The sequence below is a fragment of the Tessaracoccus sp. genome, assembly GCF_016714275.1.
In the GTDB taxonomy this organism is placed as follows: domain Bacteria; phylum Actinomycetota; class Actinomycetes; order Propionibacteriales; family Propionibacteriaceae; genus Arachnia.
On the sequence record NZ_JADJNP010000005.1, the window covers coordinates 14,273 to 31,072 of the forward strand.

Annotated in this window: 17 protein-coding genes, 4 tRNA genes and 2 pseudogenes; 10 read left to right on the top strand and 13 right to left on the bottom strand. The window is 67.2% G+C overall.

What is annotated here, in order from left to right; all coding sequences use genetic code 11:
- Positions 1–92: 92 nt before the first annotated feature.
- On the bottom strand, positions 93–398 hold the full coding sequence (locus IPJ61_RS18145; protein ID WP_297111099.1) for a hypothetical protein: 306 nt from the start codon (positions 396–398) through the stop codon (positions 93–95).
- Here IPJ61_RS18145 and IPJ61_RS18150 point away from each other — a divergent pair.
- The 4 genes and pseudogenes from IPJ61_RS18150 to IPJ61_RS22385 form a co-directional block, all read left to right on the top strand.
- Positions 391–786 (top strand): MFS transporter, encoded by a 396-nt coding sequence (locus tag IPJ61_RS18150; protein ID WP_297111102.1) that lies wholly within the window; start codon positions 391–393, stop codon positions 784–786. The two genes, IPJ61_RS18145 and IPJ61_RS18150, sit on opposite strands and share 8 nt — an antisense overlap.
- A 118-nt stretch (positions 787–904) precedes the next feature.
- Complete coding sequence (locus tag IPJ61_RS18155; protein WP_459251314.1) at positions 905–1,141, top strand: DUF3073 domain-containing protein; 237 nt, start codon at positions 905–907, stop codon at positions 1,139–1,141.
- A gap of 2 nt (positions 1,142–1,143) precedes the next feature.
- Positions 1,144–1,443, top strand: a complete 300-nt coding sequence (locus IPJ61_RS18160; protein ID WP_297111105.1) for a hypothetical protein — start codon at positions 1,144–1,146, stop codon at positions 1,441–1,443.
- 23 nt (positions 1,444–1,466) lie between these two features.
- Positions 1,467–1,703: pseudogene (locus IPJ61_RS22385) on the top strand (alpha/beta hydrolase); the annotation flags it as partial.
- A gap of 50 nt (positions 1,704–1,753) precedes the next feature.
- Here the strand turns inward: IPJ61_RS22385 and IPJ61_RS18170 are convergent.
- The 10 genes and pseudogenes from IPJ61_RS18170 to IPJ61_RS18215 form a co-directional block, all read right to left on the bottom strand.
- Positions 1,754–2,020, bottom strand: a complete 267-nt coding sequence (locus tag IPJ61_RS18170) for a hypothetical protein (RefSeq protein ID WP_297111111.1) — start codon at positions 2,018–2,020, stop codon at positions 1,754–1,756.
- Positions 2,021–2,087: 67 nt separating this feature from the next.
- Complete coding sequence (locus tag IPJ61_RS18175) at positions 2,088–2,336, bottom strand: SUMF1/EgtB/PvdO family nonheme iron enzyme (RefSeq protein WP_297111114.1); 249 nt, start codon at positions 2,334–2,336, stop codon at positions 2,088–2,090.
- Positions 2,219–2,854 carry an SUMF1/EgtB/PvdO family nonheme iron enzyme gene (locus tag IPJ61_RS18180; RefSeq protein WP_297111117.1) on the bottom strand — a complete coding sequence of 212 codons (636 nt, stop codon included), beginning with the start codon at positions 2,852–2,854 and terminating at the stop codon, positions 2,219–2,221. The genes IPJ61_RS18175 and IPJ61_RS18180 overlap by 118 nt, the downstream gene beginning before the upstream one ends.
- A gap of 580 nt (positions 2,855–3,434) precedes the next feature.
- The gene (locus IPJ61_RS18185; RefSeq protein ID WP_297111120.1) at positions 3,435–3,881 is read right to left on the bottom strand and encodes a saccharopine dehydrogenase family protein; all 447 of its coding nucleotides are present in this window, start codon (positions 3,879–3,881) and stop codon (positions 3,435–3,437) included.
- Between the two features lie 101 nt (positions 3,882–3,982).
- Positions 3,983–4,264, bottom strand: a pseudogene (locus IPJ61_RS22390) (saccharopine dehydrogenase NADP-binding domain-containing protein); the annotation flags it as partial.
- Between the two features lie 168 nt (positions 4,265–4,432).
- Positions 4,433–4,506 (bottom strand) — tRNA-Phe (locus tag IPJ61_RS18195).
- 27 nt (positions 4,507–4,533) lie between these two features.
- A tRNA-Asp gene (locus IPJ61_RS18200) sits at positions 4,534–4,607 on the bottom strand.
- Positions 4,608–4,732: 125 nt separating this feature from the next.
- Positions 4,733–4,805: transfer RNA gene (locus IPJ61_RS18205), tRNA-Glu, on the bottom strand.
- Positions 4,806–4,978: 173 nt separating this feature from the next.
- On the bottom strand, positions 4,979–6,346 hold the full coding sequence (locus IPJ61_RS18210; RefSeq protein ID WP_297111126.1) for an SH3 domain-containing protein: 1,368 nt from the start codon (positions 6,344–6,346) through the stop codon (positions 4,979–4,981).
- A gap of 446 nt (positions 6,347–6,792) precedes the next feature.
- Positions 6,793–7,437 (bottom strand): TCP-1/cpn60 chaperonin family protein, encoded by a 645-nt coding sequence (locus IPJ61_RS18215; protein WP_297111129.1) that lies wholly within the window; start codon positions 7,435–7,437, stop codon positions 6,793–6,795.
- A 36-nt stretch (positions 7,438–7,473) separates the two neighbouring features.
- Here IPJ61_RS18215 and IPJ61_RS18220 point away from each other — a divergent pair.
- A tRNA-Lys gene (locus tag IPJ61_RS18220) sits at positions 7,474–7,546 on the top strand.
- Positions 7,547–7,553: 7 nt separating this feature from the next.
- Here IPJ61_RS18220 and IPJ61_RS18225 read toward each other — a convergent pair.
- Positions 7,554–8,573 carry a LacI family DNA-binding transcriptional regulator gene (locus IPJ61_RS18225; RefSeq protein WP_297111132.1) on the bottom strand — a complete coding sequence of 340 codons (1,020 nt, stop codon included), beginning with the start codon at positions 8,571–8,573 and terminating at the stop codon, positions 7,554–7,556.
- 171 nt (positions 8,574–8,744) lie between these two features.
- On the opposite strand from IPJ61_RS18225, the gene IPJ61_RS18230 reads away from it, so the two are divergent.
- The 4 genes from IPJ61_RS18230 (at position 8,745) to IPJ61_RS18245 (ending at position 13,450) form a co-directional block, all read left to right on the top strand.
- On the top strand, positions 8,745–10,127 hold the full coding sequence (locus IPJ61_RS18230; RefSeq protein ID WP_297111134.1) for an extracellular solute-binding protein: 1,383 nt from the start codon (positions 8,745–8,747) through the stop codon (positions 10,125–10,127).
- A complete protein-coding gene (locus IPJ61_RS18235; protein ID WP_297111137.1) occupies positions 10,127–11,044 on the top strand; it encodes a carbohydrate ABC transporter permease in 918 nt (305 codons plus the stop codon). Before IPJ61_RS18230 ends, IPJ61_RS18235 begins: the two co-directional genes overlap by 1 nt.
- 10 nt (positions 11,045–11,054) lie before the next feature.
- Positions 11,055–11,888: a carbohydrate ABC transporter permease gene (locus IPJ61_RS18240; RefSeq protein WP_297111139.1), complete on the top strand. Its 834-nt coding sequence runs from the start codon at positions 11,055–11,057 to the stop codon at positions 11,886–11,888.
- 140 nt (positions 11,889–12,028) lie between these two features.
- Entirely contained in the window at positions 12,029–13,450 is a 1,422-nt protein-coding gene (locus tag IPJ61_RS18245; RefSeq protein WP_297111142.1) for a glycoside hydrolase family 32 protein, read from the top strand.
- On the opposite strand, the gene IPJ61_RS18250 is transcribed toward IPJ61_RS18245, so the two are convergent.
- Positions 13,443–14,906, bottom strand: a complete 1,464-nt coding sequence (locus IPJ61_RS18250; RefSeq protein ID WP_297111144.1) for a patatin-like phospholipase family protein — start codon at positions 14,904–14,906, stop codon at positions 13,443–13,445. The genes IPJ61_RS18245 and IPJ61_RS18250 overlap by 8 nt on opposite strands.
- 158 nt (positions 14,907–15,064) lie before the next feature.
- Here IPJ61_RS18250 and IPJ61_RS18255 point away from each other — a divergent pair, with 158 nt between their 5' ends.
- Positions 15,065–16,765, top strand: coding sequence for an ABC transporter substrate-binding protein (locus tag IPJ61_RS18255; protein ID WP_297111149.1), 1,701 nt, complete (start codon positions 15,065–15,067; stop codon positions 16,763–16,765).
- Positions 16,766–16,800: the final 35 nt, after the last annotated feature.

The window sequence follows — 16,800 nt, forward strand, 5'->3', positions numbered from 1 at the left end:
TCCCCGTCGTCGCGCTGCCCGACGAGATTGGCACACCTGGGGCTGGCGCCTTCCGTTCTGGCTGAGCGCGGTCGTCGTGCTCGTGGCGTTCTCTACATCCGCCGCAGCCTGCACGAGACCCCGGCGTTTGAGGACGCGAAGAAGGACGGCGAAATCGCCAAGCTGCCGTTCGTCGCGTTGATGACCAACCACTGGCGCGACGTCCTGCGCGTCATCTGCTGCGCGTTCATCGCCGCCGTTTCGACGGTGTTCGGGAACTCGCGCTGGCCTACGGCAAGGAGGTCGGGCTGCGCGAGTCGCTCACGCTGCGGCTCGTGGTCGCGGCCAACATCGGCGCGCTCGTCACGCAGCCCTTGTTCGATCCTGGCGGACAGGATCGGACGCAAGCCGGTGTTCATCTACGGGGCCGTGTCGTCGGCGGTGTTCATGCCGTTCTACCTGCTGTCGATGAGCTCGGGCAACGTGATCCAGACGTTCGCGTTGGCGGTCGTGACGTTCTCGTGCGGATACGCCGCAGCAAACGCGGTGTGGCCGTCGTTCTACGGCGAGATGTTCAGCACGAAGGTCCGGTTCTCCGGCATGGCGATCGGCACGCAGCTGGGCTTCCTGATGGCCGGCTTCGCGCCGTCGATCGTTGCGTGGCTGGGCGGAGTGCGAGAGGGCGGATGGGTCGTCATCTCGGCGTTCACCGCCACGATCTGCCTTGTCGCGACCGTCAGCGCGCCTACCGCGAGGGAGACGAAGGACGTCCCCACCGCGCAGCTCGGGCCGTCGCGCGCCGCGTGACCAGGAGGTGACCAGGGCTTTGGCGTAATTCCGTGGATTGGGTAGCCTGTACCCCACGAGTTGGTTGAAGATCCCGCGGCAAGGCCGCGAGGGACACAAGGCAAGGGGTCGACCCGATATGGGGCGCGGCCGTGCAAAGGCGAAGCAGACGAGGGTGGCCCGCGATTTGAAGTATCGCGCGGTGGACACCGATTTCGCATCTCTGGAGCGTGAGCTCCGCAGCGACCCTACGGGGAGTACGTCGAGGTTGAGGACATCCCTGACCCTTACGCCGACCTCGTTGAGCAGTACGCGGACTACGAGGACGAAGACGACGAGCGCGCCTCGTCATAGCCCTGGTGGTGCGTCCCGGTAGTCATGGGTGAGTGGTCGCCCGATACGGAGCTTGACGGTTACGAGCAGCTGGTCTTCCTGCTGCCCGAGGAGCCGACGTACGCCCTGGAGCCTGAGAACTCGCTGGTGGCGACACTCGTGCGCCACGACGCCCCTCGATATCCCTCCGCGTTGCTCTACCTCCATGGCTGGAAAGATTACTTCTTCCAGACGCACCTGGCTGACGAGATCGATGGCCCCGGCTACGACTTCTACGCGCTCGACCTCGCCGCTACGGCCGCTCGCTGTGGCCTAAGCAGCTCGCCGGCTACGTCGCGGACCTGACGCACTACTTCGTCGAACTGGACCTGGCCGTCGAGCAGCTCCGCGCCGAGGGTCACGACCGCATCGTGTTCATGGGCCACTCGACGGGCGGACTGGTCGGCTCCCTGCACGCCAACGCGCGCCCAGGCACCTTTGCCGCCGTGATCCTGCACTCGCCGTGGCTCGAGTTGCAGGGGAACTCGGTGCTGCGCCCCGCGACGCAGCCGGTGTTCACGGCCATGCGGGCCGTGGCGCCGACGTCGTCCCTCCCGGCCTCCGAGATCGGCCACTATCGTCGGTCCATCGCCGCGGACCAGGACGGGGAGTGGGTCTACAACCACAACCTCAAGGGGACCCCGCGTTTCTGCTGCGCTTCGGCTGGCTCGCCGCGATCCTCGCGGGCCACGCCGTCGTCGCCTCGGGGCTCGACATCGACTGCCCCGTTTTCGTCGGTGTCTCGGAGCGCAGCGACTTCCGCCGCAAGTGGGACGAGGCGCTCACGAAGGCCGACACCGTCCTCGACGTCGAGCGGATCGTCTCGCGCGCCGACGGCATGGGCCGGTTGATCGTGATCGCCCGGTTCGCCGACGCGCTGCACGATCTGGTGCTGTCCGCGCCGTCGGTCCGGGCCGAGGTGTTCAGGAGTACGCGCGCTTCCTGCGCTGCTACGCCGAGTAGGCGTCGCGCGCGCAGCGGAAGCCCACATGTGACATGCCCGAATCCTCGGTCTGTGCCGACCTCGCGGCCGGCCGGAACCTCAGACAGTAGTCCGGCGAGCAGAGGAACGATCCGCCCTTCAGGACGCGGCGGGGTGTCGTGGCGGGCGGGGAGCGAGCAGATTCGGCCGTCCTTCGGGGTGGACGACGACCTCGTCCGGTGGGCGGTGCCGCGGCGTGTAGACGTCGGTCGTCCACTCCCACACGTTGCCGATGAGGTCGAAGAGGCCGTAGCCGTTGGCGGGGTAGGTGCCGACGGGCGACGTCCCGCCGACGCCCAGGTTCTGGTACGGGAACCGCCCCAGCCAGGTGTTGGCCTGCGCGACGCCGTCGGGGTAGGGCTCGTCGCCCCAGGCGAATCGCAGCCCGTCGCGGCCGCCACGGGCCGCGTACTCGTGCTCGGCCTCCGTGGGCAGACGGAGACCGGCCCAGTCGGCGTAGGCGCGGGCGTCGGCGTAGGCGACGTGCACGACGGGGTGCCTGTCGTCGGCGGAGGAGCCGGGCCGAACGGCGCTCGCCACGACGCCCCGGGCTGCCACCGCCACCAGTGGCGCCAGTCGCGCAGGTCGACAGGGCCGTCGGTTGGGGTGAAGACCATGGATCCCGGAACGAGGTCGGCGGCGTCGGCGCCGGGAAGTCGGCGGGGTCGGGGAGCGTTCAGCGACCGTGACGTGGCCGGTGTCCGCGACGAACCTCGCGAACTGTGCGTTCGTCACGGGGGCACGGTCGAGCAGAAGGCATCGACCCGGCGCGCGTGCACCGGGCCTTCGTCGGCGTAGAAGTCGGCGGACCCCATCAGGAATGCGCCCGCGGAGATGCGCACCATGTCGTGGGACTCTGAGGGAATCACTGTCCGGGCCTCCGTAGGTGCTTCTGAAAAACCCGGAGGCCACGTCGACCGCTCATCGTCGGCGTCACCCAGGGGTCTCACGAGCGGTGGGTCCGCCCGCAAGGCTTTCAGGCTACCGATGAGCGGGGTCTCGTGCCGGAACTTCGAGGGCACTGTCCGCGTATGAGGCTCGCCGTCGTACAGGCCCGTTCGAGTCCGTCGACGCCGAAGGCCTTCACCGGACCGAGCGCGCCGACGCCGTGGAGGCCGTCTTGGACGGCGGTCCTAGCTCCCCAAGCGAGGAGGTCGGCGGTGACCTCGTACGGATCAGGCCCGGCCAGGGGTGACCCGTGCCAGTTCGCGATGGGGTGATCGTGCGACGGCAACCACCGCCGACCTGGCCTGGGCCCGGCTGTGCGCATCGGGTCCGCCGGTCGATCCCGTCATCATCCGGTCGGCGATGGCTGTCAGCCCTCGCTTGAGCGCGCCCATGTGCAGAACGGGGCCGAGCAGTCGCGAGCTGATGGCGAGGGAGCGGGCCGCGCCTCGCGGGAATCCGAGGAACTCTGTGACATCTCGTAGGCCGGGATAGGTCTGGGGGAGCCCAAACTGTTCGGCAGCGGGAACCGACGCGCCCAGCAGGGGCCGGCCGTCGACGGTGAAGCGTCTCGTCCAGCGGCCCGGTCGCTCGGCCTGGATGCGACCTTCACGAAACGCGTAGCCCCTTCGACCACGACCCTGACCGCGGTGGCCTGGCTGCCTCCGCTGGGAACGAAGCCGGGCGCGAAGTAGGCGATGTCGACGGCTGTCGCCTCATCGCCCGCTTCGTCGAGCGCCGCGGCGGCGGCGTAAGCACCGGGACCGTAGTCGTAGCCGAACGCGGGGACCAGACCGGCTCCGTTGCGCTCCGCCACCGGCCCCAACGCTCGAAGACCTCGCGAATGAACGGGCCCTCGCCCGCGGAGTCGAAGTAGTGCACGCCGATCTCAGCTGCTGCTTCGACGGCGGTGCGACCGTATTTGAGGAACGGTCCCACGGCGCTGATGAGTATGTCGCCTTCGTGCAGCACGGCTCGAAGCGTGGTGGGCTTTTCGATGTCGACGGTCGCTGTGTCGAGACCTCCGAGATCAGCTGCGAGTGCCGCAAGCCGAGCTGGGTTGCGGCCAACGAGCACCGGGCGGGCCCCTTGGCGAACGAGGCTGCGGGCGGTGAGGTCACCTGTGTAGCCAGTGGCGCCGAGGACGACGATGCGCGGCGCGGCGGTCATCCCGTGACTCGGTGAGGTCGTGCTCTCCATTCGTCGGGACCCGCCGGTCCATGTCGGGTCGGATTGCGCCCCTGTGGTCGACGATGCCGTGGAGCGGTGGTTCGATGAGATGATACGTGTTGCGGCTCGCGGAAACAGGAGATTACTGTGGAATCGCGCCGGTCCGCCGACGGCGGTGGTGTGAACAACGAAGGCGGGTGGCCAGGGCCGGGGTCGAACCGGCGACCTTCCGCTTTTCAGGCGGACGCTCGTACCAACTGAGCTACCTGGCCGTGGTCTGACATATCTGTCTGACCGAGCGACCCCGACGGGACTCGAACCCGCGACCTCCGCCGTGACAGGGCGGCGCGCTAACCAACTGCGCTACGGGGCCAATTTCTTGACCTGCTGGCCAAGCCAGCCCGGTAACTATAGCGTGACTCCGCTGAGCTTGTCACATCCGTCATAAGCCCTTGTCGCCACCGGTTTGCCTGCTCCCTGGAGGGGGAGAAGACGTCGCATCCCCAACGGGATTCGAACCCGTGCTGCCGCCGTGAAAGGGCGGAGTCCTAGGCCGCTAGACGATGGGGACCAGCGCGCACCAGCATAGGGGCTGGTGCCGTCTTGCTCCAAGCCAGGGGCTGGGCGCCGGAAGGAATGCTAGCAGGATTCGCCGGGCAACGTCGTCGTCGGCATCGTCTGCTGACAACGTTGAGTCTCGCGCAATGAGCAGCGGATCACGCTCGAAGTTTCGGGTGTCTGGGCCTACCCGTAGGTGTTGATGTGGACGTGGTCGTAGTGGTTGGCGGTGTCGCCGCCGCGGTCCGACATCGAGCGCCAGCCCTCGCCGTTGCGCTGCACCGACCAGATCTTCTGCCCGAAGATGATGTAGTTGATGTTGAACTTCTTGGCGTTGACGCGGTAGTACTTGGCGATCTCCCAGCCCAGGTCCTGGTTCGACTTGTAGCCCGGGATCATCACATCGACGGCGCGTCCGGCGGGATGATCAGGGGTGACGTCGCGGCGCCAGCCGTACTGCGTCTTGATCTGCGGGAAGCGGTCCCAGACGTCGCGGGCGATTGCCTGGACGTTCGCGTTGGCCTTGTCGAGGCCGCTCGACCAGCCGCGGTTCAGGCTATCGCCGCTGCCGCTCGAAGCGCTCCCGGAAGAAGGCTTGCTTGCGGAGAGGTACCGGGCCGTCACCCACCTTGTCGCACCGTTGTGCACGATCTGCGCGCGGCCGTCCTTCACGGTTCCGGTCACCTTGACCACGGCGCCTCGGGGCAACTCACCGCTGTGGGAGGTGCCTGTGCTGGACTTCCAGATGTTGAGGACCGTCGTCGCGTACTGGGTCGACGTCTTGGGCGTCGACGGCGCCGAGGGGGCGTCGGTCTTGCTGCCCACGTTGACCAGGTATGCGGCATTCACCCAGCGGACCGCGCCCATCCAGACGATCTGCGCCATCCCGCGGGAGGTCTTGCCTGTGACGTCAAAGATGGTGCCCTTGGGTGCATCGCCGAGGCTCGCGAACCCGCTCGTCGAGGTCGTGCGGATCATTAGCGCCGTCGTGCCGCGCTTCTGCCCCGTCACCTTCGGAAGGGAGGAGCCGGTGCTCGGCGTGCTCTCGGACAGGTAGCTGAGCGACGCCCAGAGCGTCTTGCCGTTGTAGGTCACCTGCGCGTAGTTGCCGCTGACCTTGCCGGTCAGTGTGAGTTTCGTGCCCTTCGACGCGACCCTCGACACGGAGTCGCGGAGAGACGCACCGGTGCGGAGGTTCAGGTTCGCCGTGGCGTAGCGGGTGCCCTTCGCCGCCGAGTCCGACACGGAACCGGAGTTCGAGGAGGAGCCCTTCAGGTACTGGCTGTATACGTAGGCGGTCTTGCCCTTGTAGGTGACCTTCGTCCAGCCGTTTGAGCTGCCCTTCGACGGGAGCGAATCGCCGACGGAGAGGACCGCGAGGCTCGAGGAGGAGGTGGAGGGGCCGGAGCGCACATGCACGCGCGCCGTGGCGGTCACCGGCGAGGTGCCCGCGTCCGCGAGTGGACCCGCGGCGAGAGTGCCGAGTCCCTGGACCAGGATCGCCAGCCCCATGGCGGCGGCAGCCCCCCGGATGCCCTTGACTGCGTTTCTCACGTCTCTCCTCGTTGAACTGAATGAGGGACGTGCCGCTTCCCCGGGTCGGGTGACCCCGGCACGTCCCCCTTCCGGTGGACAGTAAGAAGGGCGGAGGGTGGTCAGCAACGGCGACGTTGAGAGTTGCCTGAGAGCCGGTCAGGTGAAACGCCCGGGGAAGCTGAAAACCACATTTGTGTGATTTTCAGGGTCATGAGTGGCGTTGACTACGGGTTGACTAGGGGTTTATCCCGAGGCCCCAAGGTCGCGGCTCGTACTTTCGTCGGAGAGGGCCTGGGTCGATCCTCTCAGTTTCGATCCGCCTCAAGTCGACCTTGAGGTTTACCCCCCAGGTTGAGGTTCGAGGTTGAGGGTTTGCGGACACCCTCGGGCCGGGTCGCGTACGCAAATCTGCGGAGGTTCGCTCAGCTGAGCCATAGGCGGGGTGCCGAGCGGCGATGCTGGTGTCAGCGGACCAGGGCAGGGGCGACCCACGATGCGCGGAGCGTGCTCGTCCATCGGGCGGCGCGACCGAAGGCCTGCTCAGGGACGTAGCCGGCGCGGAGATCCTCCGGCGTGAGCTGCTCGGCGCCTGTCAGCTCGGCCAGTCGGCGCCGGTCCTTGGGGCCTGCGACCGCGGCGACGACGGAGAGGCCGACGGCGCGGCGGTTGGCGGCCAGCGTGGTCAGGACGTCGTCGGCGAAGCCGGCCGCGACGACGACGAGCGGCACCTCCGCGGTTGCCGTGGAGAGAGGGACGAACAGCTGGCGCATCGCGTCGATCTCGCCGTCGACAACGAGGATGCGTGGATTAGGGCAGTCGGCGCCGGAGGTCTGGGTCGCGAAGTCCGGGTGTGCGTGACCGAACCCGAAGCCCTCGCCCTTGTGGGACAGGTCGCCGGCGACTCCGCGCCCGGGCGCGGGCAAGGCATCGACCTCGTCCTGGGTGATGTAGGCGGGGACTTGGGAGTCGACGGCGGGGATCCCGCGCTCCGGGGCGGGCTCGCCTTCGCCGGACTCGCGCCGTCGGGCGCGCCTGTCGGCGAGGACGGCGGCTGCGAGCAACCCGCCGCCGACGACGACCGCGAGCAGGAACCAGCCCCAGAAATCCATGCCCCTACAGTGCCACGCGCCGCTACACTCGACACCGCCCCTATAGCTCAGTCGGTAGAGCAGTGGACTTTTAATCCATGGGTCGCGGGTTCGAGCCCCGCTGGGGGCACAACGCCCTACGAGATCACCCGCACGGAGTCGCGGGTGATCAGCGGCATGGGCAGCACCTCGTGCGTCAGGTCGCGGAGGCCGAGGATCATCTCGGTGGCCGAACGCGCCATGTCGATGTACGGCAGCCGCGCCGTTGTGAGGCCGGGACGCAGGAAGGTGGCGAGTTCCTCGTCGTCGAACGACACCACGGAGAGATCGCGGGGGATCTCCAGACCCAGTTCGTGCGCGGCCTGGTACACGCCCATGGCGACGCCGTCGGTGCAGGAGATGATTGCGGTGAGATCCGGGTGGGCGGTCAGCATCCGCAGGGCGGCGGCGTAGCCCGTCTTCGGGTTCCAGGCAGGCAGCGTCGTCCGCTCCGGAAAGATGCCGACGTCGCCGAGCGCGTCGTAGATCCCTTCGAAGCGCTGGGGGATGGTCACCGAAACGAGCGGGTCATCTGCGTTCTCCAGCTCGCCGACGACGCCGATCCTCGTGTGCCCGGCGCGGACGAGGATGTCGGCCATGCCCCGTCCGGCCGCGTACTCGGCAGGCAGCACATTCGGGTGGTCGCCGGGGGTCGTGCCGTTCGCTATCACCACCGCCACGTCGTCCGGGATGTGGGGGAGGGCGATCAGCCGCGCCTGCATCAGCGCGACGACGATGCCGTCGACACGCTGGTGCAGCATGGAGGCGACGCCGTCGACGAGTTGCGCGGGGTTGCCCTCGGTCTCCGCCATGAGCACGGTGTGTCCGTGGGTGCGCGCGGTGTGCAGCGCGCCGCGGATCATCCCCGTCGCGAGCCGGGTGATGGTGACGCTGTCGGAGATGAAGCCGATCGTGCGGGTCTTGCCCCAGCGGAGGCTCTGCGCTGCGGGGTTCGGGCGGTAGCCGAGGGCGTCCGCGGCCGCGCGCACCCGCGTCGTCGCCTCGGAGGACAGCCGCGAGCCGGGACGCTCGTTGAGGATCATGCTGACGGCCGACTTCGACATGCCCGAAGCGGCCGCGACGTCGGCAAGAGTGGGGCGCCGCGCGGGCTTAGGCATGGGTACCCCTCTCCGTTGGAATTCGGCTCACAGCCTACGCGTGTGTTTCCGCAGGGAGACCCTTGACCAGTGTTCGCGCAGACTGCTAGTTTCAGCGTGCTGAATGCATTTAGCTGTTCAGCAAGACCCACCGGCACTATGGGCCGGGTCTCCAACGAAGGAGGAAACAAGGTGGTTGACCTAAGTCGCAGGGCAGTCATAGGACTGGCCGGGCTCGGCGCGGTCGGAACAGCGATTTCCTGGCCACGACTCACGGGAGGCGACATCCCCGGGCGCCGCGACGACGCACTGACCGTCGCGTTGTTCGGAACGCAGCAGGACGCGGCCGCACGTCAGGGACTCGTCGACGGCTTCCAGACCCTGCACCCCAACATCGCCGTCCGGATCGTGGCCATCCAAGGCCAGGACTGGGGCGATTACTTCGCCAAGATCCTCACGATGATCGCGGCGGGTACACCGCCGGACGTCGTGACCGTGGCAACGGAGGGCACTCAGCTCTTCGCCTCGCGGATGGCGCATCCCATCGACGAGTACGTCCAGCGCGACGCGGCCGATATGCAGGAGTACTTCGACGACGTGCACCCGTCGCTGATCGAGGCCTTCCTCTACAAGGGAAACCTCTTCCAACTCCCGGACAACTTCAACGCCGCGAACGTGTTCTACAACACGAAGGCACTCGAGCGCTCCGGCATGGGGCGCCCGGACGACAACTGGACCATCGACGACTTCTTCACCCTCGCCCGGGCCATGAAGGACGGCGCGGAAGGCAACTTCCTCCCGTACTTCTGGAACAACCGGCTCTGGGGTGGCGTCGTGCCGTGGCTCTACATCAACGACACCAGCTTCCTCACCGAGGAGAAGGCGCCCGGCGGTGAGTGGCTGTGGGACCGGTTCTACCCCAACGAGGCGCCGCGCGGCGGCGGCTACCTGTGGGAGGGCGCCAACGCGCTCCACGAGCAGACGATCGAGAGCTTCGAGGTGCTGCAGGCCCTGGTGGAGGAGCGGCTGGCCGCCAACCCCGCGCAGGGCGGCGGCAACGAGCTCGTCGCGCTGTTCTCGCGCGGATCGGTCGGCATGACGGCGGCTGGTGGGTTCTGGGCGCAGGGCCTCTACGACGCCGGCTTCGCGAACGAGGACTACGACGTCACGTTCTTCCCGAAGATGCGCAGCCAGCGGCACCAGTTCGGCGCCGGCGGCTACGCGATGATGGAGACCTCGAAGCGCAAGGAGGAGGCGTGGCAGTGGATCAAGTACTGCGTCTCCATCGACGGCATGTCCATCGCCCATCCGAAGCCCGACTCTTCGCTGCCGAGGAAGACACTCAACGACAAGCTGTATGGCGCCGGGATCGGCCCCAAGCACTGGGAGGTCTTCTACGACACGCTCGAGAAGTTCCCCACCACCGGCCCGATGCCGGCCCCGCCGCAGCAGGCCGCGGTCGAGTCGGCTCTGGTAAAGAATGTCGTTTCGACGATCACCAACGGCAAGGCGGGCGTCCGGCGTGGCTTGGAGACCATGCAGCGCGACCTTGAGATCGCACTGGGAGGACGCTGATGTCTGTCACCGCAACCAAGGGTCGGCCGAAGCGTGACGCGCTGTCGCGCAAGAACAGCAAGCTGATCTGGATCTTCCTTGCCCCGACGCTGATCGGACTCGGGCTGTTCAACTTCCTTCCCATCATCGGCTCCACCCTCCTGGCGTTCTTCCGCTGGGACATCATCACCGCGCCGGAGTTCGTCGGACTCGACAACTTCACGAACATGGCGACCAACCCCACCATCCGGGTGTCGTTCCTCAACACCATCGGGTTCGTGGCGGTCGCCGTCGTCATCCAGTTGGCGGTGGCGCTGCTGCTTGCACTCCTGGTCCAGTCCAAGATGCCGAGCTGGCTGCGCAACTTCTTCCGTTCCGCGCTGTTCTTCCCGCTGATCCTCTCGGCCGCGTCGGTGTCGCTGATCATGGCCTACCTGTTCAACCAGGAGTTCGGCCTGATCAACCACGTGCTCGGCTGGATCGGCATCGCCCCCGTGGGATGGCTGACCACCGGCTTCGGGGCGAAGGTCGTCGTGCTGATCGTGTACGTCTGGCAGAACTTCGGCCTGACGTTCCTGCTGTTCATCGGCGGCATCGCGGGCATCCCCAAGGAGGTCTACGAGGCGTCGTCGATCGACGGCGCGACGGGCTGGTCCCAGTTCCGCCACATCACGATCCCGCTGATCAGCCCGACGACGCTCGTGGCGTCGGTCATGGCCATCATCAACGCGCTGCAGATCTTCGACCAGCCGTGGGTGCTCACCCGCGGCGGGCCCGGTGACGAGACGAGAACCGCGGTGATGGTGATCTACGAGTCGGCCTTCCGGCAGCTCGACTTCGGTGGCGCCTCCGCCATCGGCATCGTCCTGACGCTGCTGATCATGTTGGTCACGGCGATCCAGTTCAAGCTCAGCCAGCGTTACGTCTTCTACGGGTGAGGGAACGGCTATGTCAATCGAAGCAGTAGAAACGAAGTCCCCGGCAGTCAAGCTGGGCACGATCGGCAAGTACCTCCTCCTCGCCCTCGGCGCGTTCCTGACGCTCGGCCCGATGGTCTGGACGGCATACACGGCTCTGACGCCGACGAACGTCGAGACCGGCGAGACGATGGTCGGGTTCTCGGCGTTCAAGGACGTCTTCGACCGGGTTCCGTTCTGGCTGTTCTTCTGGAACAGCGCCCTGGTGACGTTGCTCGTCGCCGTCGGGCAGATGCTGAGCGCCGCCATGGCGGGCTACGTGTTCGCGCGGTTCCAGTTCAAGAACAAGAACCTGTTGTTCGGCCTGGTGCTTGCCACCATGATGGTGCCGATGCAGGTGACCATCGTGCCGGTCTTCATGATCATCCGTGGCATGGGCCTCGCCGACACCTTGCTCGCCCTGATCATCCCCGCGCTCCCGACGGCGTTCGGCACCTTCCTGATGAGGCAGTACTTCATGGGTCTGCCTGCGGAGTTGGGTGAGGCGGCGGAGATCGACGGCGCGGGCCCGTGGAAGACGTTCTTCGGCATTTACCTGCCGTTGGCCACTCCCGGGTTGGCGATCGTCGGCATCCTGGCGTTCAACTATCACTGGAACGAGTTCTTCCGTCCGCTGATCATGACCATCAGCGAACAGAACTTCACCTTGCCGCTCGGCTTGGTCTCGCTCCAGGGCAACCTCGGCACCGGAAGTGTCGCGACGGTGCTCGCCGGCGTCGTGCTCTCGATGATCCCGGCGTTGATCGTGTTCATCTTCGGGCAGAACCCGCTGCGCGAGGGCCTCACGGCCGGCGCAGGCAAGTAAGGAAGAGGGGACGGCGTGGTCGGCCGACGCGCCGCGCGGCCGACCACACCGTTTCCTTCTACGTCCACTAGGCTGCTTAATCGATTACCCGATGGGGGTAACGACAACGCCCGACGAAGCTGAAAGGGTCGAACGAAACCGTGACGAGCTCGCCCAGCCAACCGATCTTCGGTGACCTCCCGCAGGTCCACTTCTCGCCGCGCCGCAACTGGCTGAACGACCCGAACGGGCTCGTCTTCCACGGCGGCAGGTACCACGTGTACTACCAGTACAACCCCGAGGGTTACGACCACGGGAACATGAGCTGGGGCCACGCCTCAAGCACGGACCTGGTCACGTGGGAGGAACACCCCGTCGCGATCCGCTTCACCGACGATGCCGAGATCTACTCAGGCTCCATCGTCTGGGACGGAGAGGGCGACGCCGGGTTCGGGCCGGCGCTGGTCGCCTTCTACACCGCGCACTCGTCGCTGCGCCGGCACCAGGCGCAGGCGATCGCCTACAGCCACGACGACGGACTCACCTGGACCCAGTACGAGGGCAACCCGGTGATCGACCGCGACTCCGGCGACTTCCGCGACCCAAAGGTGCTCCGCTACAGCGGCCCTGCGGGTGACTACTGGGTGATGTCCGCCGTCGAGGCGGTCCAGCAGCTTGTCGTCTTCTACCGCTCCGACAATCTCCGCGACTGGGAATTGCTTTCGGAGTTCGCCGCGCCGCAGGTCGGCGACGGCATCTGGGAGTGCCCTGACCTGTTTCCGCTGGTCGGCGACGGCGTAGAGAAGTGGGTGCTGATCATCAGCCTCGGCATGTCGCCGCTGGTCGGCGGCTTCGGCACCATCTACTTCGTCGGCTCGTTCGACGGCACGACCTTCGTTCCCGACGGCGACTTCGCCCTCCTGGATCACGGCCGCGACAACTACGCGGGGGTCTCGTTCTACGGACTCCCCGACGAGGACCGCACGCTGATCGCGTGGATGGCCAACTGGATCTACGCGCGGGAGATTCCGGTGAATGCCGACGAGCCGCGGCGCGGCTCGATGACGCTCGCCCGGAAGGTCTCGCTCGTGAACGTCAATGGCTCTTACCTGCTGCGGCAGGTGCCCGTGATGACGGAGTGCGCCGTCGTCGGGGAAGGGAGCGTCGTGAGCTCGGGCGGGCCTGAGCCGCTGCCCGTCTCCGTGCCCGCCTGCTGCCGCATCGACCTCACGCTCGACCTCGGTGACGCCGAGGCCGTGCGGGTCCGCTTCCGTCACGGTGAGGAGGGCGGGGGCGTCGTCCTGTCGTACAACCGCGTCTACGGCGAGGTGAGCCTTGACCGGTCGGCCGTGGGGGCCGAGTTCCCGTCGAATTTCCGCGCAGGCCAGAGCATGCACATCACCGGCGGGCCGAAGGTGACGTTGGCGCTATGGACGGACCTGACCTCCGTAGAGATCTTTGCCGACGACGGCCTGGCGAGCCTCACCTCGCTCGTCGGCGTCCCCGATGGGGAGGGTGTCTCGGTCGAAGGGATCGGGGGAGAGGTCGCCGTCACCGCGACCGTCTCCGTGCCCGTCAGCTAAGCCACGGCGGCGCGATCGTCGGCTGCACGGCGTGCCGCTCCCAGGTCGACCACCAGGTGTCGGCGCCGGGTGGGAGTGGCGAGCCGTGGGCTGAGCGGAGCGCGTCGCGGAGTTCAATCTTCGCGCCGCGCAGCGAGGCCCCGTGGCGTCGTGTCGGCTCTGCGGCCGCAAGGTACTCGTGCTCCGCGTGGAGCGCCCGCATGCGCAGCTGGATGAGGAGCCGGTGGCGCGCCTCCATCGACTCGTCGAGCCCGAGGTGGCGCTCCGCGGCGCGCAGCCAGCCGTAGTCGCCGTTGATGGCGATGAGTCCTGGGTCGACCGTCATCGCGTCGTGCACGCTCAACTCCGGCGCGATGACGATGGCACCGGTTGAGTGGGCGTAGGCCAGTTCGTCGCGCCCGGCCTCGTCGATCAGGATCTCGGTCGAGCGCATGACGACGGAGAACACGTCCGCGTCGGCCATCGAGGGCCGGCGCGGCACGCCGATCGTCTGCGAGCTGACGACGTAGTTGCGGGCTGCGCCGAGGTGGCCGATCGCCAGTTCGGCGGGCAGGTTCTCGCGGGCACCGCCGTCGACGTAGGTCTCCGGGCCGATCGGCACGGGGCGGAACACCGCGGGGATGGCGCAGGAGGCGAGGACGCCGACGGTGAGGTCGCGGGTGATGTCGTCGAACGGGGCGTTGTCGCGGTCGACGAGCGTGCCGCGCTCGGTCATGTAACGGAGCTGTCCGGACTCAAGCGCGACCATCGCCACCCGCAACACCATCCCGGAGGCCGTGACGCGGGCGGGCGAGAACATCTCGTCCTCGAGGAGCTTCGCGAGCACGGGCCCCGGCCGGTACATGGACTTGCTGTTCTCGAGTCCTACGGCGATCGTCGTGAGGTCGCTTCCCATCCGCGGCAACCGGCCGAGATGTGACGCCAGTCCCGAGAGCGCCGCGAGCGACCACTCCGACTGGATGTCCTCGTCGGGCGCGAGGGCGAGCTCGAGGGGATCGAGCGGTTCGGGTGGGGTCTCCGGGCTGGCGGGCGTCTGGGGCTTGCGGAAGGGGAGCAGCACGGACCGCGTCCGCGGCGGCTCGACGCGCGCGCTCCTCATGGGCTTGACGAGCTCGAGCCAGCCAGGTCCCTCGGTCTGGAGTCGCTCGTACCAGGGCCGGGGTGTGAACATGTCGGCCGGACCGGTCATGGAGTGCCAGATTTCGGTCAGGCGCTGCAGGTACTCGCGTTGCTTGTCGCGCTCGGCGGCCTGAGCCAGCGACGACGCGATGATCGAACCCGCCGACGCCCCGACGAACACCGTCGGGGTGAACCGGTCGTCGTGCTCGTACAGGTAGGCGAGCGCCCCCAGCTGGAAGCTGGCGCGTGCGCCACCGCCGGAGAGGATGCAGGAGACGACCTCGGGCTGCGGGGTGAGCGCGAAGAACGGGAGCCCGAACCAACCCTTGCCAGCCATGGACCCAGCATAGGCGGGCCGACGGCTCCCGCCGATTGATAACGATTCGGACACGAAAAGCGCTGGGCCACCACATTACTTACTTACTTACTAGCACGTAACCTTACGTGCATGGGCACATGGACGTGACCCGAATCCGATATCTCTGAGGAGAGGCAATGACGCTAAGAAAGACACTCTCGAGGAAGGTCGTCGCGCTCACCGCAGCGATCGCCCTCAGCGCGACGCTCGCCGCGTGCGGCGGCGGCGAGAAGCCGGCCCCCGGCGGCGGCGCGACGGGCGGAACGGGACAAGGCACGGCGGCGCTGACCATCGCCAAGCCCGACGGCGCGATCACCACCCAGTCCCACAACCCCTTCCTCGGCGCGTACTCGGCGTCGATGTACGGCTACAAGATGGTCGTCTTCGAGCCGCTGGCCTTCGTCAACCCCACCGGCACCCTCGAAACCACTCCGTGGCTCGCCGAGACCGTGACGTGGAGCGACGACTACACCGAGCTCACCGTGAAGGCCCGCTCCGGCGTCAAGTGGTCGGACGGCACCGACTTCACGATCGACGACGTCGTCTACACCTACGACATGTACAAGGAGGGTCGCCTGACCGACACCTCCGGTCTCAACTACCAGGGCGCGACGGTCGACGGCGACACCGCCGTCCTGAAGTTCGGCGGGTCGATGTTCGTCCGCCAGCCGCAGACCCTGCACGTTCCGATCGTGCCGAAGCACATCTGGGAGAAGATCGACGATCCGGACACCGCGACGCTGACCGGCGAGGGCGAGTTCGTGGGCACCGGCCCCTACAAGCTGAAGAACTGGTCGACGGAGTCCGTGACGCTGGAGGCCCGCACCGACTGGTGGGGCGGACCGCTCGCCGTGCCGACGCTCCACTACATCTCCTACGGTGACAACGCGGCCCTGACAACGGCCCTCATCTCGGGCGACGCCGACTGGGCGCAGGCCTTCATCCCGCAGATCGAGACCTCCTTCCTCTCCGCAGACAAGGAGCACAACAAGACCTGGGCCGCGCCGACCACCGGTGCCGCCACGTTCTTCATGAACCTCCAGGAGAAGCCCTTCAACGATCTCGCGTTCCGCGAGGCGATGGCGTACTCGATCGACCGCGACGCCTACGTGACCGTCGCTCGCGAGGGCGCCTCGGAGGCGATCTGGAACAAGACCGGCCTGGTCTCGCTCCTCGAGAACGAGATCCTGCCCGAGTTCAAGTCCGAGAACTTCTCTGTCGACAAGGACAAGGCCCATCAGATCCTGCAGGGTGCCGGCTACAGCTGGGACGGCAGCGGCAAGCTGCTCTACCCGGACGGCTCGCCCGTCTCGTTCCGGGTCTCCGTGCCCTCCGGCTGGAGCGACTGGAACACCATGCAGGCCATTCTCGTTGAGAACGTGAAGGACAACATGGGCGCCGAGGTCAAGATCGATCAGCCCGACTGGGGTGGCTGGGACGCCGCCCGCACCGAGGGCACGTTCGACTCGATCATCCACTGGCTGGAGTCCACGAACAACGCCTACGGCCTCTACACCTCCACGATGGACACCCGCTGGATCGTCGATGGTCGCGCGGCCTTCAATTTCGGACGCTACGACAACCCCGAGGTCACGAAGGCCCTGAACACCTACGCGACGGCGTCCTCCGACGAGGAGCGCACCGAGGCGCTGAAGGTGGTCCAGACGGCCTATGTGAACGACATCCCGGCGATCACGCTGGGCGCTCACCCGCTGCTCGGTCACTTCAACACGCGCAACTACGTGGGATGGCCGAGTGCCGAAGATCCCTACGCGCCGGCTGACCCCACTCAGCCGATGGTCGTCCAGGTGCTGCAGAAGCTGAAGCCTGCCTCCTGACATAGGCCGGTGAGGGTGCGGGCGCCCGGCGCGTC